The sequence below is a fragment of the Streptosporangium sp. LJ11 genome (assembly GCF_051918945.1).
GTDB lineage: Bacteria > Actinomycetota > Actinomycetes > Streptosporangiales > Streptosporangiaceae > Streptosporangium.
The window spans coordinates 115,346-134,952 of sequence record NZ_JBPXMB010000008.1; the positions used below are offsets into that span (position 1 = coordinate 115,346).

Annotated in this window: 21 protein-coding genes and 1 tRNA gene; 14 read left to right on the forward strand and 8 right to left on the reverse strand. The window is 70.0% G+C overall.

The annotated features are described in order from the left end of the window. Positions 1-70: 70 nt before the first annotated feature. From dhbC to ACTOQ3_RS13980, 3 genes are all read left to right on the forward strand, one after another. Complete coding sequence (gene dhbC, locus ACTOQ3_RS13970) at positions 71-1,219, forward strand: isochorismate synthase DhbC (protein WP_440083809.1); 1,149 nt, start codon at positions 71-73, stop codon at positions 1,217-1,219. 80 nt (positions 1,220-1,299) lie between these two features. Continuing rightward, complete coding sequence (locus ACTOQ3_RS13975; RefSeq protein WP_440083810.1) at positions 1,300-1,968, forward strand: isochorismatase family protein; 669 nt, start codon at positions 1,300-1,302, stop codon at positions 1,966-1,968. Positions 1,969-2,048: 80 nt separating this feature from the next. Then, the gene (locus ACTOQ3_RS13980) at positions 2,049-2,330 is read left to right on the forward strand and encodes a metal-sensitive transcriptional regulator (RefSeq protein ID WP_362689891.1); all 282 of its coding nucleotides are present in this window, start codon (positions 2,049-2,051) and stop codon (positions 2,328-2,330) included. A 45-nt stretch (positions 2,331-2,375) separates the two neighbouring features. Here ACTOQ3_RS13980 and ACTOQ3_RS13985 read toward each other — a convergent pair whose 3' ends face one another. Next, positions 2,376-2,783, reverse strand: coding sequence for a MerR family transcriptional regulator (locus ACTOQ3_RS13985; protein WP_440083811.1), 408 nt, complete (start codon positions 2,781-2,783; stop codon positions 2,376-2,378). Between the two features lie 28 nt (positions 2,784-2,811). Here ACTOQ3_RS13985 and ACTOQ3_RS13990 point away from each other — a divergent pair, with 28 nt between their 5' ends. Next, positions 2,812-3,639: a methyltransferase domain-containing protein gene (locus ACTOQ3_RS13990; RefSeq protein ID WP_440083812.1), complete on the forward strand. Its 828-nt coding sequence runs from the start codon at positions 2,812-2,814 to the stop codon at positions 3,637-3,639. Between the two features lie 58 nt (positions 3,640-3,697). Here the strand turns inward: ACTOQ3_RS13990 and cmtR are convergent, their stop codons facing one another. Further along, entirely contained in the window at positions 3,698-4,030 is a 333-nt protein-coding gene (cmtR, locus tag ACTOQ3_RS13995; protein WP_440083985.1) for a Cd(II)/Pb(II)-sensing metalloregulatory transcriptional regulator CmtR, read from the reverse strand. A gap of 82 nt (positions 4,031-4,112) precedes the next feature. Between cmtR and ACTOQ3_RS14000 the strand changes: the two genes are divergently transcribed. Next, complete coding sequence (locus tag ACTOQ3_RS14000; protein WP_440083813.1) at positions 4,113-5,030, forward strand: cation diffusion facilitator family transporter; 918 nt, start codon at positions 4,113-4,115, stop codon at positions 5,028-5,030. 31 nt (positions 5,031-5,061) lie between these two features. On the opposite strand, the gene modA is transcribed toward ACTOQ3_RS14000, so the two are convergent. Continuing rightward, a complete protein-coding gene (gene modA / locus ACTOQ3_RS14005) occupies positions 5,062-5,859 on the reverse strand; it encodes a molybdate ABC transporter substrate-binding protein (RefSeq protein ID WP_440083814.1) in 798 nt (265 codons plus the stop codon). A 283-nt stretch (positions 5,860-6,142) separates the two neighbouring features. Between modA and ACTOQ3_RS14010 the strand changes: the two genes are divergently transcribed. From ACTOQ3_RS14010 to ACTOQ3_RS14020, 3 genes are all read left to right on the forward strand, one after another. Next, complete coding sequence (locus tag ACTOQ3_RS14010; protein ID WP_440083815.1) at positions 6,143-6,649, forward strand: GNAT family N-acetyltransferase; 507 nt, start codon at positions 6,143-6,145, stop codon at positions 6,647-6,649. A gap of 492 nt (positions 6,650-7,141) precedes the next feature. Continuing rightward, positions 7,142-8,620 carry an aldehyde dehydrogenase family protein gene (locus tag ACTOQ3_RS14015; RefSeq protein WP_440083816.1) on the forward strand — a complete coding sequence of 493 codons (1,479 nt, stop codon included), beginning with the start codon at positions 7,142-7,144 and terminating at the stop codon, positions 8,618-8,620. A gap of 57 nt (positions 8,621-8,677) precedes the next feature. Beyond that, complete coding sequence (locus ACTOQ3_RS14020) at positions 8,678-9,184, forward strand: type II toxin-antitoxin system RatA family toxin (protein ID WP_440067799.1); 507 nt, start codon at positions 8,678-8,680, stop codon at positions 9,182-9,184. 381 nt (positions 9,185-9,565) lie between these two features. Here ACTOQ3_RS14020 and ACTOQ3_RS14025 read toward each other — a convergent pair. Both ACTOQ3_RS14025 and ACTOQ3_RS14030 read right to left on the reverse strand, forming a co-directional pair. Beyond that, positions 9,566-9,639 (reverse strand) — tRNA-Pro (locus ACTOQ3_RS14025). A gap of 35 nt (positions 9,640-9,674) precedes the next feature. Then, on the reverse strand, positions 9,675-10,598 hold the full coding sequence (locus ACTOQ3_RS14030) for a metallophosphoesterase (RefSeq protein ID WP_440067801.1): 924 nt from the start codon (positions 10,596-10,598) through the stop codon (positions 9,675-9,677). 80 nt (positions 10,599-10,678) lie between these two features. Here ACTOQ3_RS14030 and ACTOQ3_RS14035 point away from each other — a divergent pair, with 80 nt between their 5' ends. After that, positions 10,679-11,137, forward strand: a complete 459-nt coding sequence (locus ACTOQ3_RS14035) for a GatB/YqeY domain-containing protein (protein ID WP_362689915.1) — start codon at positions 10,679-10,681, stop codon at positions 11,135-11,137. 250 nt (positions 11,138-11,387) lie between these two features. Here the strand turns inward: ACTOQ3_RS14035 and ACTOQ3_RS14040 are convergent, their stop codons facing one another. Beyond that, complete coding sequence (locus ACTOQ3_RS14040) at positions 11,388-13,634, reverse strand: transglycosylase domain-containing protein (RefSeq protein ID WP_440083817.1); 2,247 nt, start codon at positions 13,632-13,634, stop codon at positions 11,388-11,390. Positions 13,635-13,952: 318 nt separating this feature from the next. Here ACTOQ3_RS14040 and ACTOQ3_RS14045 point away from each other — a divergent pair, with 318 nt between their 5' ends. Beyond that, on the forward strand, positions 13,953-14,249 hold the full coding sequence (locus ACTOQ3_RS14045) for a WhiB family transcriptional regulator (protein ID WP_012887233.1): 297 nt from the start codon (positions 13,953-13,955) through the stop codon (positions 14,247-14,249). A 184-nt stretch (positions 14,250-14,433) separates the two neighbouring features. Here ACTOQ3_RS14045 and ACTOQ3_RS14050 read toward each other — a convergent pair whose 3' ends face one another. Both ACTOQ3_RS14050 and ACTOQ3_RS14055 read right to left on the reverse strand, forming a co-directional pair. Next, complete coding sequence (locus tag ACTOQ3_RS14050) at positions 14,434-15,561, reverse strand: ArsA family ATPase (RefSeq protein WP_440083818.1); 1,128 nt, start codon at positions 15,559-15,561, stop codon at positions 14,434-14,436. Then, complete coding sequence (locus ACTOQ3_RS14055; RefSeq protein ID WP_440083819.1) at positions 15,558-16,562, reverse strand: ArsA-related P-loop ATPase; 1,005 nt, start codon at positions 16,560-16,562, stop codon at positions 15,558-15,560. Before ACTOQ3_RS14055 ends, ACTOQ3_RS14050 begins: the two co-directional genes overlap by 4 nt. A 372-nt stretch (positions 16,563-16,934) precedes the next feature. Here ACTOQ3_RS14055 and ACTOQ3_RS14060 point away from each other — a divergent pair, with 372 nt between their 5' ends. From ACTOQ3_RS14060 to ACTOQ3_RS14075, 4 genes are all read left to right on the forward strand, one after another. Beyond that, positions 16,935-17,090: a DUF4177 domain-containing protein gene (locus ACTOQ3_RS14060; RefSeq protein WP_344742745.1), complete on the forward strand. Its 156-nt coding sequence runs from the start codon at positions 16,935-16,937 to the stop codon at positions 17,088-17,090. Beyond that, the gene (locus ACTOQ3_RS14065) at positions 17,087-17,545 is read left to right on the forward strand and encodes a RidA family protein (RefSeq protein WP_440083820.1); all 459 of its coding nucleotides are present in this window, start codon (positions 17,087-17,089) and stop codon (positions 17,543-17,545) included. Before ACTOQ3_RS14060 ends, ACTOQ3_RS14065 begins: the two co-directional genes overlap by 4 nt. A gap of 309 nt (positions 17,546-17,854) precedes the next feature. Then, positions 17,855-18,691, forward strand: a complete 837-nt coding sequence (locus ACTOQ3_RS14070) for an NUDIX hydrolase (protein ID WP_440083821.1) — start codon at positions 17,855-17,857, stop codon at positions 18,689-18,691. Then, the gene (locus tag ACTOQ3_RS14075) at positions 18,688-19,512 is read left to right on the forward strand and encodes an MBL fold metallo-hydrolase (protein ID WP_440083822.1); all 825 of its coding nucleotides are present in this window, start codon (positions 18,688-18,690) and stop codon (positions 19,510-19,512) included. The genes ACTOQ3_RS14070 and ACTOQ3_RS14075 overlap by 4 nt, the downstream gene beginning before the upstream one ends. The last annotated feature ends 95 nt before the right edge of the window (positions 19,513-19,607 follow it).

A 19,607-nucleotide genomic window follows, 5' to 3' on the forward strand; every position in this document is an offset into this window, starting at 1 on the left:
CGTTCCTGGACCCCTCTCGACAGGAGACCTCTTCACCATGTCGTCGAACGACACCCTCACCATGTCTCGAATGCCCGACCTCCTGGGAGATTACGAGCCCGGCACCTTCTTCTTCACCTCGCCGACCCGTACCCTGCTCGCCCGGGGGGTGTTCCGGGAGGTCTCCGATTCCGGGACGGCGAGCCTGCAGGGACGCGTCGCCTCGGCCCTGCGCGACGCGTTGGACTCCGCCCACCCCAACCCCGTCGTGGTGGGCGCGATTCCCTTCCGCGACGACCGGCCCGCGCGCCTGCTGGTGCCCGCCGCCGTCTGCTGGACGAGCCCGCCGGCCGGTCTCTCCGCCGCCCCCGAGCGGATCACGGGGACGTTCACCGGGTTCGGTCCGGTCTCCGACCCCGGCGACTACGTGCGCGGCGTGGAGAAGGCGCTGGTCAAGCTGACCGCCGGAGAGCTCAAGAAGATCGTGCTCGCTCGCACCATGGACATCACCCTGGGCGCCCCCGTCGACGTCGGCCGTGTCCTGCGCAATCTCGTCCGGCGTGACCCGCAGGCCTACGGCTACGCGGTCGACCTGCCGTCGAGCAGCGACACGGCCCGTACCCTCCTGGGAGCCAGCCCCGAGTTGCTCGTCTCCCGCTCGGGCCGCCGGGTCACGACGAACCCGCTCGCGGGGTCCGCGCCCCGCCACCCGGACCCCGTCGTCGACCGCGAAAGGGCCCGCGCCCTCCTCGCCTCGGACAAGGACCTCCGCGAGCACGCCCTGGTGATCGAGAGCATCGTGGAGGCGCTGCGCCCGTACTGCCGCGAGCTGTCGGTCCCCGCCGGGCCCTCGCCGCTGTCCACCGCCTCCATGTGGCATCTGTCGACCCGGATCACCGGCGTGCTGGACGACCCGGCGGTCACGTCGCTGGAACTGGCCACGGTGCTGCACCCCACCCCCGCCGTCTGCGGTACGCCCGCGGGCGCCGCGCGCGAGGCCATCGAGGAGATCGAGTCGTTCGATCGCGGCCTGTACGCGGGCCTGGTCGGGTGGGGCGACGCGACGGGCGACGGCGAGTGGGTCGTGACCATCCGCTGCGCCGAGGTCGCCGACCACACCCTGAGGCTGTTCGCGGGCGCGGGGATCGTCGCGGGGTCGGTGCCGGAGACCGAGCTCGCCGAGACCACCGCCAAGTTCCAGACCATGCTCCGCGCCGTCGGCCTGGACCAGGACCGCTGACCCGCCGGCGCGGGGGACGACGCGCCACCGCGGGAAAGATCCGTCATCGCAGGAAAACCGCAGGAAAGGAGACAGTGCCCGTGGCCCTTCCCCAGATCGCCTCCTACCCGCTGCCGGGGGAGGACGATCTTCCCGAGAACCGGGTGAGCTGGCGTCCTGATCCGTGCCGCGCCATCCTGCTGGTCCACGACATGCAGAACTACTTCCTCGCCCCCTTCGCCGCCGACGCCTCGCCGCTGAACGGGCTCATCGCCAACATCGGCCTCCTGCGTGACGCGTGCGCCGCGCGGGGGGTTCCCGTCGTCTACTCGATGCAGCCCGGCGGTCAGAGCGAACACGAGCGCGGCCTGCTCCAGGACTTCTGGGGCCCGGGGGTCCCCTGCCTCCGGGAGAGCGAGATCGTCGCGAGCCTTCTTCCCGCGCAGCCCGACATCCTGCTCACCAAGTGGCGCTACAGCGCCTTCTGCAGGACCGACCTGCGCGCCCGGATGGAGGCCATGGGACGCGACCAGATCATCGTCTGCGGTGTCTACGCGCACATCGGCTGTCTCATGACCGTCTGCGACGCCTTCATGCAGGACCTCCAGCCGTTCCTCGTCGCCGACGCCGTCGCCGACTTCTCCCTGGAACACCACACCATGGCCCTCACGTACGCCGCACAGCGCTGCGCGGTCACGGTCGTCACCCAGGGCCTGCTGCGCGACTGGGAGCTCGCGGCGCCGCCCGCAGAGGTGGTCGGTGGCGAGTAGCGGGGATCCGGTTCGCGAGGCTGCCTCAAATACTGTCGGGGGGTATCCTTCAACAGGGGAGGCCGAGCGGAGGGGGAGAGATGCACGGATACACCGCCAACAAGCAGGACCATCTACGGCGGTTGCGCCGGATCGAGGGGCAGGCGCGGGGCCTGCAGCGGATGGTCGAGGAGGACAAGTACTGCATCGACATCCTCACCCAGGTGTCGGCGGCCAACCGGGCCCTGCAGTCCTTCGCGCTGTCCCTGCTGGAGGAGCATCTGGCGCACTGCGTGGCCGAGGCCACCGCCAAGGGCGGCGCCGAGGCCGAGGAGAAGGTCAGGGAGGCGTCCGACGCCATCGCCAGACTCGTCCGTTCCTGAACGCGTCGCGACGGGCGTCGCCGTTCCCGAGCCCGATGCGGACGATCACGCGCCGATCTTCTCGGCCAGCATGCGCTGGAAGTGGGCGCAGCCGGTGAAATCCTCGTGGTCGCAGTCCAGGGCACATTCGATCAAGTGGAGCGACGACAGCGCCTGGGCGACGCGTCGTGTCAGCTCCGCGTGCCTGCGGCGCAGGATGTCGCGTCGCGCCTCCGGATCAGAGGTGGAGATCACCTCCCGGATGTCGGCGAGGGAGAACCCGGCTTCCTTGGCGCGCAGGATCATCGCGACGCGATAGAGATGGTCACGGTCGTAGCGACGACGGTCGGCCCTGACGCGGGCGGGGGTAAGCAGTCCCATGGACTCCCAGTGGCGCAGGACATGGGTGGGCAGGCCGAACCGCTGGGCGATCTCGCCGATGCTCATCATCGCGCCGTCGTCGCTTGACTTCATGTCGACATTAAGTCGCATCCTCGATGACATGTCCAACAACACCACCACGAACCGAGCGGACCATGCGGGCGACGCAGACCGAGCAGGGTGGAAGGGCCGGGAGGAACCGGGAGGCGACCCCGTCATCGCGCTGATCCGGGTGCTCGACGCGCTCGACGCCCTCTCCGATTTCGTCCGGTTGCGTGCCCGCTCCTACGACCTGCTCCACCTCACACCGAAGGCATCCGTGGTCGACGTCGGCTGCGGGACCGGCCTGGCCGTCGCCGAGATGGCCGGACGCGGCGCACGGGTGACCGGCGTCGACCTCAGCGAACTGATGATCGCCGAGGGCCGCCGGCGCGAGCCCGGCGCGGATCTCCGCGTCGGCGACGCCCGCGAACTGCCGTTCCCGGACGGGGAACTGGCCGGGTATCGCGCCGAGAAGCTCTACCACGAACTCGACGATCCCGCCGGGGCGCTCGGCGAGGCGCGACGGGTGCTCGCCGCGGACGGGCGCGTCGTCCTGATCGGGCAGGACTGGGACACCTTCGTCATCGACTCCGACACTCCGGCACTCACCCGGACCATCGTGCACGCCCGCGCCGACCTCATCCCCACCCCCCACGTCGCCCGCTCCTATCGCGCCCTCCTGCTGGACGCCGGATTCGACGACGTCACCGTGGAGGTCCACACCGCTGTCCTCACCGGCCCGCTGATGTTGCCCATACTCTCGAGAACCGCCGGTGCCGCCCGTGACGCCGGCGCCATCACCGCGGATGACGCCGACGGGTGGATGGCGGAACAGGCCGAACGCGCGCGTACCGGACGGCTCCTCCTGGCCATGCCGCTCTTCGTCGCGGCCGCGCGCCGCCCCTGATAAAAAGCGCTGGACAGCCAGTTACGGGGCTGGGGAAGCGGGTGATACCGGTATAGAGCTATTCCGTAGGATCCGCCTCGTGCGCGTCCCGATGGTCGGGATCGACGGCGAGCACGACATGGAGCAGGTCCTCGATGGCGTGGGCGAGGCGCTGGTCGGACAGCTCGTACCGGGTCTGGCGCCCCTCGGGCACCGCGACCACCAGGCCGCAGCCGCGCAGGCACGACAGATGATTGGACACGTTCTGGCGCGTCAGTCCGAGCTCGTCGGCCAGGCGTGCCGGGTAGGTGGGTCCCTGGAGGAGAGCGATGAGCATCCGGCAACGGTTGGGGTCGGCCAGCGCCCTTCCGAGACGGGCCATCGCGTCAAGGCGTGTCGCGGCGGTGAGCATGGTCATCACAATACATTAGTTGCTGTATATACAGTGATTGCTGTATAAACACTGGGAGCTGTACCGACGGGGATGGAGCGTCATGGGGCACGGGCACGGGCACACGAAGCCGACGGCGACCGCGGCACACCGCGGGCGCCTGGTGGTCGTGCTGCTGCTGACCATCGGCGTGCTCGTCGTCGAGGTCATCGGCGCGGCGCTGTCGGGCAGCCTGGCGCTGCTCGCCGACGCCGGGCACATGGCCACCGACGCCGCGGGCATCGCGCTGGCGCTGTTCGCCGTCTGGATGGCCGGCAAGCCGGCCAGCGCCCGGCGCACCTTCGGCTACCAGCGGGCGGAGATCCTCGCCGCCGCGATCAACGCGGTCGTCCTCCTCGCCCTGAGCCTCTACATCCTGTACGAGGCCGTCCGGCGCTTCGCCGATCCCGAGCCGGTCGGCGGAACGGTGATGCTCGTGGCGGCCGCGGTCGGCCTGGCCGCCAACGCGGTCGGGCTGTGGCTGCTGCGCCCCGGCCAGACGGAAAGCCTCAACCTGAGGGGCGCCTACCTGGAGGTCCTCGGTGACCTGCTGGCCTCGGTCGCGGTGATCGTCGCCGCGGTCGTCATCGCGCTCACCGGCTGGACGACGGCGGACCCGATCGTCTCCGTCGTCATCGCCCTGCTGATCGTGCCGCGCAGTTGGAACCTGCTGCGCGAGGCCGTGGACATCCTGCTCGAAGCGGTTCCCCGGGGGGTCGACCTGGAGGAGGTCCGCAGGCACCTGCTGGAGACGCCGGGTGTCATCGACGTCCACGACCTGCACGCCTGGACCATCACCTCGGGGCTCCCCGTCATGTCCGCCCACGTCGTGATGGCGGACGGCGTCCTGGTGGACGGCTCCTTCGGCCCGGTGCTGGACCGGCTGCACGAGTGCCTGGCCGGTCACTTCGACGTCGAGCACTCCACCCTGCAGCTGGAGCCCGCCGGTCACGCGGACCACGAGGGCGCCCGGCACCGCTGAGAGGGCACCCGGACGCGGGTGTCATGGCCGCTCAGGGGGTCTGGAAACCGGCCTTGGCCAGCACCTCCGCGCCCTGCCGCGACAACACGAGGTCGACGAACCGCCTGGCCGCCTCCGGGGCGGGCGCGCCGGACAGGACCGCGATCGGGTAGTCGTTGATCGCTTTTTCGGCCTCGGGGAAGTCGATGCCCCGCACCTTGCCGCCGGAGGCGATGACGTCCGTCCTGTAGACGAGGGCGGCGTCGACCTCGCCGAGCTCGACCTTGGTCAGGGTGGCCTTGACGTCCTGTTCCAGCGTGACAGGGGTGACCTTGAGCCCGGCCGCGTCCAGTGCCCTGACCGCGGCGCCGCCGCAGGGCACCTGCTCGGCGCACAGGGCAACCTTGACCTTCGGGTCGGCCAGGTCCGCCAGGTCGTCGACCTCGGCCGGGTTGCCGGCAGGGACGGCGATCTGGAGGGTGTTGCGCGCGAAGACGGCCGGGCCGGTGGCCATGGAGACGTCGGTGACGGTCTTCATGGTGGCGGGACTGGCGGCGGCGAAGACGTCGGCGGGGGCACCCTGGACGATCTGCTGAGCCAGGGTGGCGCTGGAGCCGAAACCGAACCGTACCGTCGTGCCCGGATGCGCGGCCTCGAAGGCCTTGCCCAACTCGGTGAACGTACCGGTCAGCGACGCGGCGGCGAGCACCGTCAGCGTCGTGGCATCGCCCTCGGAGGAGGCCGGGGCGGACGCGGGAGCCGGATCGCCGGCGCCGCAGCCGGACAGGACGGCGGCCAGGGCGAGGGTGAGGGGAACCGTGACGGCCCACCGGGAAAGACGCCTGGACAACGAGGGCTCCTTACTGACTCACCGTGCTGATCCGGAACGTCGCCGGGAACAGTCACCATACCTCGCACATTCATCTGTACAGAAGAAAATCACTGGCAAACAAGCCATCCATCACCATTTTTCCCAGCATCTGCGATACCAGGGGACCTTCCGCGCGGACCGGTGCACCGGTCCGGCCCGGGAGCGCGGCCGGTCCCGGAGATCGGTGGTGTGTGGACGGGGTGCGTGAGAGGAGGCATGCTGCACTTCGCGTCCACCGAATGCCGGAATGAATGGATCAGGTATGGATCTGCTGCCCTTCGCCGCGGAGCACGCGACCACGGTCGCGGGCTGGCCCGCCTCGCCGCGAGAGGTCGCGATGTGGTGCGGGCGGCACGAGTTCCCCCTGCCGGCGCGGGTCGTCGCCGACTGGCAGCAAGGGGAGGACGTGCGCTCCCACATGCTCTTCGCGCAGGGGGACCCGCTCGGCTACGGGGAACTGTGGGTCGACACCGAGGAGGGAGAGATCGAACTCGCCCGGATCATCGTGGCCCCCGGTGCCCGGTGCAGGGGAGTCGGGCGGGAACTGGTGCGAGGACTGGCCGCGCTGGCTCGGGACGCGGGCTACGCGAACGTCTTCATGCGCGTGCACCCCGACAACGACCGGGCCCTGCGGTGCTACCGGGGAGCCGGTTTCCTGCCGGTCGACGCCCACCTGGCGGCGGAGTGGAACGTCTCCCAACCTGTTGACTACGTCTGGCTGCGGCACATCGGCTCCGGCGAGCCCGATCACCCCTCCCAGGCGGGCTGATCTTCGCCGAGCTTTCATTCGTGAACCGGGCATTGATTTCACCGGAACAGGTGAAACATTTAAGTCACATGATTTAAACGATTTTCCGAGGTGAGGGCCGCGCGGCCGGAGTCGTGCCGGCGTGGCCTTCGCGTACGCTCCCGTGCCGTCGCCCAAGGGGTCAGATCGGCCTGCTCAGGCCGTTGAAACGGCTCAGGGCCGACGAGCGGCCCGGTATCGCTCGTCACCGGCGATGTCGCACCGGCGCTCCCCGGCTCGCGGTGGAGGAAACGGCCAGAGCTCAATAAGGAATGGCTCTCGGGCCCGATAAGCAACCCTTATGACACATGCGTTGTCCCATCGGTATTACCGCACCTAGCGTAAATGTAAGCCGTGGCCGGACCGAGCGGAGGAGGACACGTGAAATTCGGGATATATCCTGCCTATATTGGAGGCCGAGATGTCACCGGCGACAACGCGCGGTTCGTCCACACGCTCACCGTTCGGGCCCTCATGGAGGACACCTTTCCCAGCCTGCGGCTCAAGCGCGACCTCGACCTGGGAGTCGCCGATCCGCACGCGGCAGGGGAACGTGTCGTGGGAGCATGTGTCGTCGCCGACGAGAGCATGACGGCTCTGGCCCTCGAATCGGCCGCCCACGCCGCTCCCGAATGGGGCCGCGTCCCGCTCACCGAGCGGATCGAGATCGGACGCCGCATCGCGGAACGGATCCTCGAGCACCTCGATCCCCTCGTCGAGATCCTCGTCGCCGAGGGCACACCGCGCTCCGCGGCCGAAGGCATGATCGGCGGGCTCCCGTTCACCAGCTGGAGCCGGGAGACACTCGAATGGTGCGCCGGGCAGATGGAGTTCCGCCGGCAGGACGGCGAACGCGAGATGATCCTGCGCCGCGTTCCCGACGGCGTCGTCTGCATCAACCCTCCCCAGAACGCCGCGGCGGTCAACGCGCTGAACGGCCTCACCGCTCTCCTGGCCGGCAACGCCGTGGTGGTGCGGGCGCCCCGTGGGGTCGCGCTCAGCTGCATGTACGCGATGCGGGAGATCGCGGCGCCGGTGCTGGAGGAGGCGGGAGCGCCGCGAGGAACGCTCAACGTCCTCTGCGGACCGCCCATGCTCGACGCCTGGATGGCCAGCGAGCACGTCGACGACGTCCTCTACTTCGGGGGCAGCAAGAAGGGGCTCGAGTTCGAGACCGACTGCATCGCCGCGGGCAAGAAGCCGATCCTGGAGCTCGCGGGCAACGACTGCTGCGTGGTGTGGCACGACGCCGACCTGGACGCCGCGGTGGAGACCCTCACCCAATTCTTCATGAACTCCGGCCAGATCTGCAACGTGCCCAACCAGGTGATCGCCCATCCGGAGATCGCGGACGAGCTCATCGAGCGACTGGTCACGGCCACCAGGAGGATCCAGCCCGGATACCCGGACGAGGCCGGTGTGGTGCTCACCCCGGTCCTCGGGGTCGACTGGTTCTTCGGCTGCCTGGCAGAGGCACTCGCCAAAGGCGCGAAGCTCGTCCACGGCGGCCGTCGTCTCGAAGTGGACGGCTCGCCGTCCGACACCGGTTTCTTCGTCGAGCCGAGCATCGTCCGGGTCGACGGCCTCCGGGACGCCAGGTCGCTGTCGGTGGTCCGCGACGAGACGTTCTTCCCGCTGCTGCCGATCATCGTCCCCGAGACCGGCGCGACGGACGACGCCCTGCTGGAGGAGGTGCTGGCCTTCGTGAACGGCAACGCGTACGGCCTGCGCAACTCCTTCTGGTCCACCGGGAACCCGACGATCGAGCGGTTCCTGGAAGGCGTCACCAACGGCGGCAACCTGAAGATCAACGATTCGCACACCGCCTTCCTGCCCTTCCTGCCCAACCAGGGCGGACCCGGCCTCACCGGCGGTGCCTTCGGCGAGGCGAGTCACCCCATGCTGCGCACCACCCATCTGCAGGGCGTCAGCGTCATCCGCCCGGCGGGCTGACGCGGACCGATGCGGACCGACGGCGGACCGACGGCGGACTGACAAGGAGCACCCGTCATGACATCTCGCATTCTGAAGGCCACGGTGCCGGCGACGGCCGCCGAGGTGATCGAGCGGCTCGGTGACGAGCCGGCATTCCCCGCGTACGCCCGTGACATCGTCTCCGTCTCCGACACCGGCGACGGGCTCCGCCAGTGGGTGCTGGCCTTTCGCGGTGGTACGGCGAGGTGGGTGCAGCGCAGCCGGGGGCCAGGAGGCGGCCCGCAGCCGTATCGCATCGAATTCGAGCAGGTCAGTGGGGATTTCCAGCACCTCAGGGGCGCCTGGACGAGCACGGACCTTCCTGACGGCTGCGAGGTCGTGTTCGATGTGAACTACAGCACGAGCGTCCCCCACCTCGCGGGGGCGATCGACTCCGCCGTCGGGCGGGTACTGGTCCGCAGCGCCCACCAGATCATGTTCGCCGTCGGAGGCGCGGTGCGTGTCACGGCCGGCGACCGGCACCTTCGGGACCTGCCGGAGGGCTTCACGCCGGAAGGGATCATGGGCGACGCGCTTCGGTGACGTTCCGGATCCCCGTGACCAGGGCGCGCCGGGGCGGGCATCCACGTTCGTCGGCACGGTGTCGCCGGAGGTCCGATGTGGACGGGTGCGGCCGGGTGAGGATGAATTCCTGTCGCGAGCCGATCGTCCGCGTCGAATCACCTTTTTGGTCGAGTCGCCTTTTCCATGGAACAGGCGTGACCGCTCAGAGGATCCTGAGGACGCGATTCGCGGAAATCCGGATTGTCACGGCCGGTTGCGTGCTCGGTGACCCGGTGCCGATCAAGTCGCCCTTTGAATGATCTTGATGCCCTCGTGGCGCACGACCGCCGAATCCGGGAAAGCGAAAGGCCGTTCCTGATTTCTCAGAAACGGCCCTTGACCTCGGGACTTTACTCAACGTCGGGGTGACAGGATTTGAACCTGCGGCCTCTTCGTCCCGAACGAAGCGCGCTACCAAGCTGCGCCACACCCCGGTCACACGCCCGGTCTTGCTCGTGCTTGGAAAAGTCTAGCGGACTTCGTGGGTGCTTGCGTCGCCGCGACGGCGGGGCATCAGGGTCAGGAGGCTGGCCTCGGGGTAGCAGGCGAAGCGGACCGGAGCGTAGGGGCTGGTACCGAGGCCGGCGGAGACGTGGAGGTAGGCGGAGTCGTGGCGGCTCATGCCCTTGACGCGGGCCCGGTCGATGCCGCAGTTGGTGACCAGGGCGCCGTAGAAGGGGACGCAGAGCTGGCCGCCGTGGGTGTGTCCGGCGAGCAGCAGCTGGTAGCCGTCGGCGGCGAAGCGGGTCAGGTTGCGGGGCTCCGGCGAGTGCATCACGCCCAGGCGCAGGTCGGCCGCCGCCGGGGCGGGACCGGCGATCAGGTCGTAGCGGTCGAGGTTGATGTGGGAGTCGTGGATGCCGCCCACGGCCACGTCGAGATCGCCGACCTTGAGGCGGGCGGTGGTGTTGTTCATGTCCAGCCAGCCCTCGGCGGCCATGGCGGCGCCCAGCTCCTCCCAGGGGAGAGTGGGGATCTTCTGACCGTAGTCGGCCTTGGAGGTGCGCCAGAGATAGCGTGCGGGGTTCTTCGGCCGCGGCTCGTACATGTCGTTGGAACCGTAGACGAACAGGCCCGGGCGCGACAGCAGGGGCTCCAGGGCGTGCATGAGGGGCGTGATCGCGTCGGGGTGCGAGATGGAGTCGCCGGTGTTGACCACCAGGTCGGGGTTGAGGGCACCCAGCGAGCGCACCCAGTCGATCAGCCTCCGCCTGCCGGGGGTGAGGTGCAGGTCGGACAGGTGGAGGATGCGCACGGGCCGCTGCCCCGGCTCCAGCACGGGCACGTCGAAGCGGCGCAGCCGGAACGCGTTGCGCTCGACGACCGAGGCGTACGCGAGGCCGGCCAGGCCGACACCGAACAGGGACAGGGGCACCGCGGCTGCTTTCCTCACCTTCTCATCATGCCCGAGATCGGGCCCTCGAACGGAAACTCGGGATACAGCGGGGCTGGTGAGGCGGCAAGATGGACGCCATGAGCGCATTGAAGGACAAGCTGAAGGCCGATCTCACGGCCTCCATGAAGAGCAGGGACGAGATCCGCACCCGCACGATTCGCATGGCCCTCGCGGCCGTGAACGTCGAGGAGGTCTCGGGTAAGACGGCACGCGAGCTCAGCGACGACGAGGTCGTCAAGGTGCTGGCCAAGGAGGCCAAGAAGCGCCGCGAGGCGGCCGAGGCGTTCAGCGGTGCCGGCCGGGTGGAGCAGGCTCAGGCGGAGGTCGACGAGCAGGCCGTGCTGGAGGCGTACCTGCCCGCGCAGCTGTCCGACGAGGAGCTCGCCGGGCTCGTGGACGAGGCCGTCGCCGAGAGCGGTGCCACCGGGCCGCAGGCCATGGGCCAGGTCATGAAGCTCGTGAACCCGAAGGTCGCCGGACGCGCCGAGGGCGGTCGCGTCGCGCAGGCCGTACGGGCTCGCCTGGCGTCCTCCTGATCCGATCGATCCGACCGGTTCGACTGATCCGGAGTGGTCCGAACTGATTCAACCGATCCGGCCGGTCCGAGAACGAGCGCGAGGCGGCGCACACCGGCCCGGTCCGGCCCGTCGGGACGCGCGGCCCCTGCCGCGGGGCCCGTACGGCCAGAGCCCTTCTCGCCGGACCTTCGAAGGTCCGGCGAGAAGGGCTCTGGCGTTCCGGGGCCCTGGCGTTCCGGGGCCCTGGCGTTCCCGGGCTCCGGTGTCGCTACGGGACCACCGGGGCGATCGGGGCACCGCCGTTCGGGGCACCGCCGTTCGGGCCGAACGGGAAGCCGTTGTTGACCTCCCGGTTGTCGCCGCCGTCCGGCGGCCCGAACGGGCCGTCGCCGTTGTCACCCCGGTCGTCGCCCCGGTCGTCCCTGGGCCCGTCGCCGTCCCCGCGCTTCGGCGGAGGCTTGGGCGCGCACCGGCCGGCGGAGCAGCCGCCGAAGCGCTCCATGTTCACCGGGGTGAAGGGGGTCGCCTCGACACCCTTGAGCGCGCCGAGCATGGAGTTCTTCCAGATCCGCCCGGAGATTTCGGCGCCGTACACGTAGCTGTAGTAGCGCCCGCCGATGGTCACGCCGATCAGGTCGTACTTGAAGGCGCCGCGCGGGTCGCCGAGGCTGACCGCGGAGGCGAGGTCGGGGGTGAATCCGGCGAACCAGGCGGCGGTGTAGTCGTCGGTGGTGCCGGTCTTGCCCGCCGCCGGACGGCCGATGCCGCCGACCCCGCTCATCGTGCCCTTGGTGAAGACCCCGGACATGATGTGGCTGGCCGCGTCGGCGACCTCCTCGTCCAGGACCTGCTTGCACTTCGGCTTGTAGGAGGTCTTCTTGCCGTCGCGGTCGGTGCTCTCGGTGATCACCATCGGGCTGCAGTAGGTGCCGCGGGCGGCGATCGTCGCGTAGGCGGCGGAGACCGTCACCGGGTCCATCTCGTTGATGCCGAGCGTGAAGGTCTCGAACTCCTTCAGAGGCTTGCCGTCGGCGCGCTCGATGCCCAGGCTCTTGGCCATCTTGACCGTCTCGCAGAGGCCGACCTCCTGCTCCAGGCGCATGAAGAAGGTGTTCACCGACCCCAGGGTGCCGGTGATCAGGGTCTTGAAGCCGCCACCGCCCTCGCTGGAGTTCTTGACCTCGTGGTCGGGCTCGCCGACCGCCTTGCCCTTGCAGTTGCGGAACGCGCTGTGGCTGGGCGCCCGGTAGCCGGAACCGGTGCTGAAGCCGTCGTTCAGCTTCATGCCCTGGTCAAGGGCTGTCAGCAGGGTGAAGGGCTTGAACGTGGAGCCCGCCTGGAAACCCGCTCCGCCGCCGTGTTCCCGGTCGCCGACGAGGTTGTAGCTGATCTCGTTCTTCTTCTTGTTCCTGCCGAAGTTGCGGCTGGCGGCCATCGCCTTCACGGCGCCGGTGCCGGGGACGATCATCGCCTGCGAGGCGACCGGCTTGTCGCTGGTCTTGACGTATTCCTTGATCGCCTTCTCCGAGGCCTTCTGGGCCTTCGGGGTGAGCGTCGTCTTGATGACCAGACCGCCCCGCTGCAGCAGCCTCTCGCGCTGCTTGCGGGTCTTGCCGAAGTCCTCGTTGGTCGCGATCTCCTGCCGCACGTAGAGGCAGAAGTACGGGTAGGCGCTCTCCTCGCAGCCGCCGGGGGCCTCGATGTTCTTGAACCCGAGCTTCTTCTTCTTGGCCTCCTCGGCCTCCTGCGGTGTGATCTTGCCGAGCTCGGCCATCCGGTTCAGCACGATGTTGCGCCGCTCCAGCAGCCGGTCGCGGGCGGCCTTGCCCGCGTTCGGGTCGGTCACGCTCGGGTTCTGCACGGCCCCGGCGAGGGTGGCCGCCTCCCACAGGGTCAGCTTCGAGGCCGGCTTGTTGAAGAAGCGCCGGGAGGCGGCCTGGATGCCGTAGGCGCCCGCGCCGTAGTAGGAGATGTTCAGGTAGCGCTCGAGGATCTCCGACTTGGTGTACTTCTCCTCGATGGCCAGCGCGTAGCGCAGCTCGTTGAGCTTCCTGGAGAGCGTGGGCGCGATCGCGGCGTCCTGCTCCTCCTTGGTCTCCGCGGCGTTGACGAGCACGAGCTTGACGTACTGCTGCGTGATGGAGGAGCCGCCCTGGACGACCCCGCCGCCCGAGACGTTCTTCACGGCCGCGCGGAAGGTGCCCTCGATGTCGATCGCCCCGTGTTCGTAGAACCGGAAGTCCTCGATCGCCACGATCGCCGTCTTCATGACGTCGGCGACCTCGTCCAGTCTCACCGACTCGCGGTTCTCGAAGTAGAACTGGGCGAACTGCTTGCCGTTGGCGTCGAGCAGGGTGGTCTTCTCGGCGAGGGGGGGCTCCTTGAGCTCTTCGGGGAGAAGACGCAGCTCGTTCGTCGCCGCGTTCACCGTCATCCCCGCGCCGCCCACGGCCGGAAGCGCCACGGCGGCGACGAGCACACCCGTGACGGCGGCCGCGCCGAGCAACTTCAGCACATTACCGGCAGCGCCGATCACAGACCCCTGGTCTTTGCCTTGAGCTTGCACAGGACCCAGGGTACGTCGGACGGATGGCGCAAACGGTAACGGAACGCCATCTTAGCTTGGCTTTGTCCTGTTATCTCAGGCAGGTGACTAGTCATTCCCGGCCAGATGGCCGTGGATGACCATGTGAGAATTTGGTCCCGCCGGGGTCTGTCGGCCCGAACGTCTGGTTGCGTACGTTCTCTTTCTGCAGCAATTGAATACCGAGGCCCGACGCCCGCGCCCGTCGGCCCAAGTCACGACTGACCACCTAAAGGGGAGTGGGGTCGAATGTGGATCACGGATTGGACCTCCCGTGCGGCCTGTAAGGGTGCGGATCCTGACGCTTTGTTCGTTCAGGGTGCTGCCCAGAACCGAGCGAAGCTGATCTGCCGAGGATGCCCGGTCCGGACCGAGTGCCTCGCCGATGCGCTGGACAATCGCATCGAGTTCGGGGTGTGGGGCGGGATGACCGAGCGCGAACGCCGAGCGCTGCTGCGCCGGCGACCGGATGTCGACTCCTGGCGGGACCTGCTGGAGTTGGCCAAAGAGGAATACGAGCGGACTAATGAGCTGATCGCCGGCTGAGTTCGCGCCCATCCCGTACGGCTGGCGCCGAGCGCCAGCCGTACACGCGTGTCACGGGCCGGAGAGCGCACGGTCACGTGTGTTCTCCGGGTCCGCGTCCGCCCGGCGGCGGCTTCTCCGGGTCACCCGACGGTGGCGCCCGAAGCGCCGCCCGGGCCCGATCCGGGGTCACACCGCCGTACGGCTAGCGGGCGGCCAGGAGGTCGCCCACCTCGCGCAGCCCCTCCAGGTCGTGCACGTCCTGCGCCATGGCGGGGACCCGCGCCACGGGCACGGTGGGATGGGCGGAGATGAAGTGCTCCTCCTCGCGTCGCTCGCGAGCGGCCAGCTGCATCCGTCCGGCGTGCAACCGCAGCACGGCGGAGGTGAGCTCGTGCTCGCCGCGCGACTCCAGGTCCTCCGCGGCGGCGGTGCTCCGCGCCCCGGACAGCATGGACGCGGGCGAGCGGTGCACCCGGTTGACGACGAGACCCGCCAGGGGCATGCGCTCCTCGGCCAGCCTCTCCACGAAGTAGGACGCCTCGCGCATCGCGTCGCGCTCGGGCGAGGCCACGACGACGAACGCCGTCCCCGGGGCCTGCAGGAGCCGGTAGGTCTGATCCGCCCGAGCCCTGAAACCACCGAAGACGGCGTCCAGCGCGGACACGAACGTCTGCAGGTCCTTGAGCACCTGCGCGCCCAGCAGCTTGGTCAGCGCCCCGGCGACGATGCCGAAACCCGCGTTGAACAGCTTGAACGCGCTGCGTCCCCCGGCCTTGGCGGGAAGCATGAGCACCCGGATCAGCTTGCCGTCGAGGAAGCGGCCGAGCCGCTCGGGAGCGTCGAGGAAGTCGAGCGCGGAGCGGGACGGCGGGGTGTCGACGATGATCAGATCCCACTCGTCCGACCGCCTGAGCTGGCCCAGCTTCTCCATCGCCATGTACTCCTGCGTGCCGGAGAAGCTGGACGACAGGGACTGGTAGAAGGGGTTCGTCAGGATCTGGCGGGCCCGCTCGGGGTCGGCGTGCGCCTCGATGATCTCGTCGAAGGTCCGCTTCATGTCGAGCATCATGGCGTGCAGCCGGCCGTCCCCCTCGACGCCCATGACGGGCCTGGGGGTGTTGTCGAGTTCGGTGAGTCCCATCGACTGCGCCAGCCGCCGCGCGGGGTCGACCGTGAGCACCACGGCGGAACGGCCGCGCTCGGCCGCGCGCAGCCCCAGCGCCGCCGCGGTGGTGGTCTTCCCGACACCGCCGGAGCCGCAGCAGACGACGATCCGGGTGTTCGGATCGTCGATGATCGCATCGAGGTCGAGGAACGGAGGGGTTTTCACGCTGCTCCCTGGGTGCGGATCGATTCCGCCAGCTCGTACAGCCCCGACAGGTCCACCCCGTCGGCCAGCAACGGCAGGTCGTAGCGGGGACGGGCGGACTTGTCCAGCGACAGCCTCTCATCCCGTTCCAGCTCGGTGCGGCGGGCGTGCTCGGCGATCTCCTCGGTCAGGGCCTCGGCCATCGCGACCGCGGCGGGGCCGCCGTCGGTGAGTCCGGCGGCCTTGAGGCCGAGCACCAGCTCGGCCGGGTCGAGCCTGTCCTCGGCGGCGGCGTCCAGGACGGCGGCGGGGAGCAGCGACTCGCGGATCATGTTGACGAAGATCCCGCCGGGAGGGAGCCCCGCGGCGCGGAGCTCGCGCAGGCCGTCCAGAGTCTCCTGGACCGGCATCTCCTCCAGGAGCGTGACGAAGTGCACGGCGGTCTCGGGTGAGGAGACGACGCCGTTCACCAGGTCGGCGTGGTTCTTGATCGGGCCGACCCTGGCCAGGCCCGCGACCTCGTTGGTGACGTTGAGGAAGCGCGCGATCCTGCCGGTCGGCGGCGCGTCCAGCACGACCGCGTCGTAGGTCCTCCTGCCGTTCTTGCCCTTGCGCCGGACGGCCTCGCTCGTCTTGCCGGTGACCAGGACGTCGCGGAAGCCGGGGGCGATGGTGGTGGCGAAGTCGACGATGCCGATCTTGCTGAGCGCCCGGCCCGCCCTGCGCATGCCGTAGAACATCTCGAGGTACTCGAGCATGGCCTCCTCGGCGTCGATGGCCAGCGCGTAGACGTCCCCGCCGCCGGGCGCGACGGCGATCTTGCGCTCCTCGTACGGCAGGGGTGGCAGGTCGAAGACCCGGGAAATCCCTTGGCGGCCCTCGACCTCGACCAGCAGGACCTTTCTGCCACCCGCCGCGAGGGCGAGCGCGAGTGCGGCGGCCACCGTGGTCTTGCCGGTGCCGCCCTTGCCGGTGACGACGTGAAGGCGTACGCCGTCCCAATCGGTGTCGCGAGCTCTCACCCTTCGAAGGCTACCCAACGGCTACTTGACAACTCCTCGGCGCCTTCCCCCGGAGAGTTCGCACCGGCACGCCCCTCCGGCGGGCGAGGGCGGCCGGGCCCGGTCGCGGGCGCCCCTTCGGAGAGCGGGCGAGATGCCTCCTTTGTTGACATTCGCTACGGATCGCCCTGTTCAGCGCGGTCGTGCGGCCCGTACGCGCCGGAGCCGGGCCCGCCGGGGATCCGGCGCGCGGTCCGGGAGACCGTACGGGTTCGTGTCGCTAATCGATCGGACTCGCAAAGTAAATATGCAGATTCTCACAGCGGGACGTCCCGGGGTCCGGCGGTTCGGGGTGGGCCGCTTGCCGGGGGCGGTCTCGCTAATGTGTCCCGCATGACGAAATGGGAGTACTCGACGGTGCCGCTGCTGGTCCACGCGACGAAGCAGATTCTTGACAACTGGGGCCAGGACGGCTGGGAGCTCGTCCAGGTCGTGCCGGGTCCCAACCCCGAGCAGCTGGTCGCCTACCTGAAGCGGCCGAGGCAGTGACGGCCGAGGAGAGACTGGCGGAGCTGGGCCTGACCCTGCCGGAGGTGGTGCCGCCGCTGGCGGCGTACGTCCCGGCGGTACGTTCCGGCGACCACGTCCACACGTCGGGGCAGCTCCCGATCGTGGACGGCAAGCTGATGGCCACCGGCAAGGTCGGCGCCGAGGTGGACGTCCAGGACGCCTACGAGCTCGCGAGGGTGTGCGCGCTCAACGCCCTCGCCGCCGTCGCGTCGGAGGCCGGAGGACTGTCGAACATCGTCCGCATCGTCAAGGTGGTCGGTTTCGTGGCCAGCGCTCCGGGCTTCACCGGCCAGCCACAGGTCGTCAACGGCGCCAGCGACCTGCTCGCCGCGGTGCTCGGTGACGCGGGCAGGCACGCCCGCAGCGCGGTCGGTGTCGCCGTCCTCCCGCTGGACGCGCCGGTCGAGGTCGAGGTGATCGCCGAGGTCCGCTGAGGTCGCCCGGGTGCCCCGGTGGATCGGCTGAGGTCGTCCGGACGCCCCCGGTGGACCGGTGAGGTCCTGGCGGCCCCGGGGGCCATCGGAGGCGGGGCCCCCTGGCGGCCGTTGAGGCCCGCCGGCTGCGGCCGAGGTCCCTGGGGAGCGGCCGGGCTCGCCGGGGCCGCACGGGTGCCGTGGGGGCTCGCCAGGGGCCGTACGGGCGCGCCGTGCCACGGGGCGCCGATGCGGACCCGCGATTGTCCGCGACGGTGCCGTGCCACATGATTGACCTGCAACCGAGTGATGTTCTGGTGGAGGGTCTCAATGGGCGGTATCCCGCTTCCCGGTGAGTTGGGCGAGCGCGCACGCGACATCCTGGCCGGGCGGGTCGCCCCCGTCCCGGCCCGGGACGCCGCCACCGTGGTCGTCCTCCGTGAGGAGGCCGGCGGGCTGGAGGCGTACCTGCTGCGGCGCAAGGCGAGCATGGCCTTCGCCGCGGGGGCCTACGTCTTTCCCGGCGGGTCGGTCGACCCGCGCGACACCGACCAGGTGATCGACTGGGCGGGTCCTCCGCCCGCCGCCTGGGGCGAGATCTTCCGCGCGGACGAGCGGACCGCCCGGGGCCTGGTGTGCGCCGCCGTACGGGAGACGTTCGAGGAGTCGGGGGTGTTGCTGGCCGGTCCGTCCGCGGAGGCCGTGGTGTCCGACACCACCGGCGACGACTGGGAGGCCGACCGGCTCGCCCTGATCGGCAAGACCCTGTCCTTCGCCGACTTCCTCGACCGGCGCGGCCTGGTCCTCCGCTCCGACCTGCTCCGTCCCTGGGCGCACTGGATCACTCCCGAGGTCGAGACCAGGCGCTTCGACACCCGGTTCTTCGTCGCGGCGCTCCCGGCGGGCCAGCTCACCCGCGACGTCGGCGGCGAGGCCGACCAGGTCGTCTGGCTCCGGCCCGCCGACGCGCTCGACCAGGGCGGGACGGGCCGGATCTTCCTGATGCCCCCGACGTACCGCACGCTCACCGAGCTGAGCGCCTACGAGAAGGTGCCCGAGGTGCTCGCGGCCGATCGTGAGATCGTGACCTTCATGCCGGCGATCGCGGAGGTGGACGGGGAGATGCGCATCGTGCTCGACGACGACTACCGGTTCGGCGCGCGGTGAGCGGGCTGCGGATCCCCCTTGAGGGACCGGACGGGGCCGGTACGGACCACGCGCTCAACCTCCTCGCCCCGAACCCCTCCGAGATGACCCTGGACGGCACCAACACGTGGGTGATCGGTCTCCGGGAGCCCGGGGAGCCCGGGAAACCCGGAGAGTTCGGGGAGGAGGTGCTGGTCGTCGACCCCGGACCGGACGACGACGAGCACCTCGCGCGCCTCGCCGATCACCTGGAGGGCCGCCGTGTCGTCGCGATCCTGCTCACCCACGGACACCACGACCACAGCGGCGGCGCCGCGAAGTTCGCCGGACTGGTCGGGGCGCCCGTCAGGGCCCTGGATCCCGCGCACCGGCTGGGTGAGGAGGGGCTCGGCGACGGCGACGTGCTCACGGCCGGGGAACTGGAACTGCACGTCGTGGGCACGCCCGGTCACTCGTTCGACTCGCTCTGCTTCTGGCTGCCGCGGGACCGGGCGATCCTCACCGGTGACACGGTGCTCGGCCGCGGCACCACCATGATCGCCCCGGACGGCGACCTGGCCGACTACCTGCGCTCCCTCGACCTGCTCCGGGCGAGGGCCGAGCGGGTCGGGGCCGAGGCGCTGCTGCCCGGCCACGGTCCGGTGCTGCCCGACCCGATCGGCGCCCTGGACGGCTACATCGCGCACCGGCGGCAAAGGCTCGACCAGATCCGGCAGGCCAGGCGGCGGGGGGCGGCGACGCCCCGGGAGATCGTCGAGATCGTCTACGCGGACGTGGACAGGTCCCTCTGGCCCGCCGCCGAGATGTCGGTCCGCGCGCAGCTCGCCTACCTCGACGGTTAGGCCCGCCTCCGGGGCGGCCCGCTCCTCGGAGCGGCCGCCTTCGGAACGGTCCTTTCCCGGCGCCCGTCCTGCCGGGGCCTCCCGGGCTTTCCCAG

Coding starts and splice junctions, on each gene's coding strand:
- ACTOQ3_RS14035 (WP_362689915.1), top strand. CDS start 10,679: ATGAGCGCATTGAAGGACAAGCTGAAGGCCGATCTCACGGCCTCCATG.
- ACTOQ3_RS14070 (WP_440083821.1), top strand. CDS start 17,855: ATGGGCGGTATCCCGCTTCCCGGTGAGTTGGGCGAGCGCGCACGCGAC.
- ACTOQ3_RS13980 (WP_362689891.1), top strand. CDS start 2,049: ATGCACGGATACACCGCCAACAAGCAGGACCATCTACGGCGGTTGCGC.
- ACTOQ3_RS14020 (WP_440067799.1), top strand. CDS start 8,678: ATGACATCTCGCATTCTGAAGGCCACGGTGCCGGCGACGGCCGCCGAG.
- ACTOQ3_RS13990 (WP_440083812.1), top strand. CDS start 2,812: ATGTCCAACAACACCACCACGAACCGAGCGGACCATGCGGGCGACGCA.
- ACTOQ3_RS14010 (WP_440083815.1), top strand. CDS start 6,143: ATGGATCTGCTGCCCTTCGCCGCGGAGCACGCGACCACGGTCGCGGGC.
- ACTOQ3_RS14045 (WP_012887233.1), top strand. CDS start 13,953: ATGTGGATCACGGATTGGACCTCCCGTGCGGCCTGTAAGGGTGCGGAT.
- cmtR (WP_440083985.1), bottom strand. CDS start 4,030: ATGCTCACCGCCGCGACACGCCTTGACGCGATGGCCCGTCTCGGAAGG.
- ACTOQ3_RS14060 (WP_344742745.1), top strand. CDS start 16,935: ATGACGAAATGGGAGTACTCGACGGTGCCGCTGCTGGTCCACGCGACG.
- ACTOQ3_RS14000 (WP_440083813.1), top strand. CDS start 4,113: ATGGGGCACGGGCACGGGCACACGAAGCCGACGGCGACCGCGGCACAC.
- ACTOQ3_RS14015 (WP_440083816.1), top strand. CDS start 7,142: ATGGAGGACACCTTTCCCAGCCTGCGGCTCAAGCGCGACCTCGACCTG.
- ACTOQ3_RS13985 (WP_440083811.1), bottom strand. CDS start 2,783: ATGAAGTCAAGCGACGACGGCGCGATGATGAGCATCGGCGAGATCGCC.
- dhbC (WP_440083809.1), top strand. CDS start 71: ATGCCCGACCTCCTGGGAGATTACGAGCCCGGCACCTTCTTCTTCACC.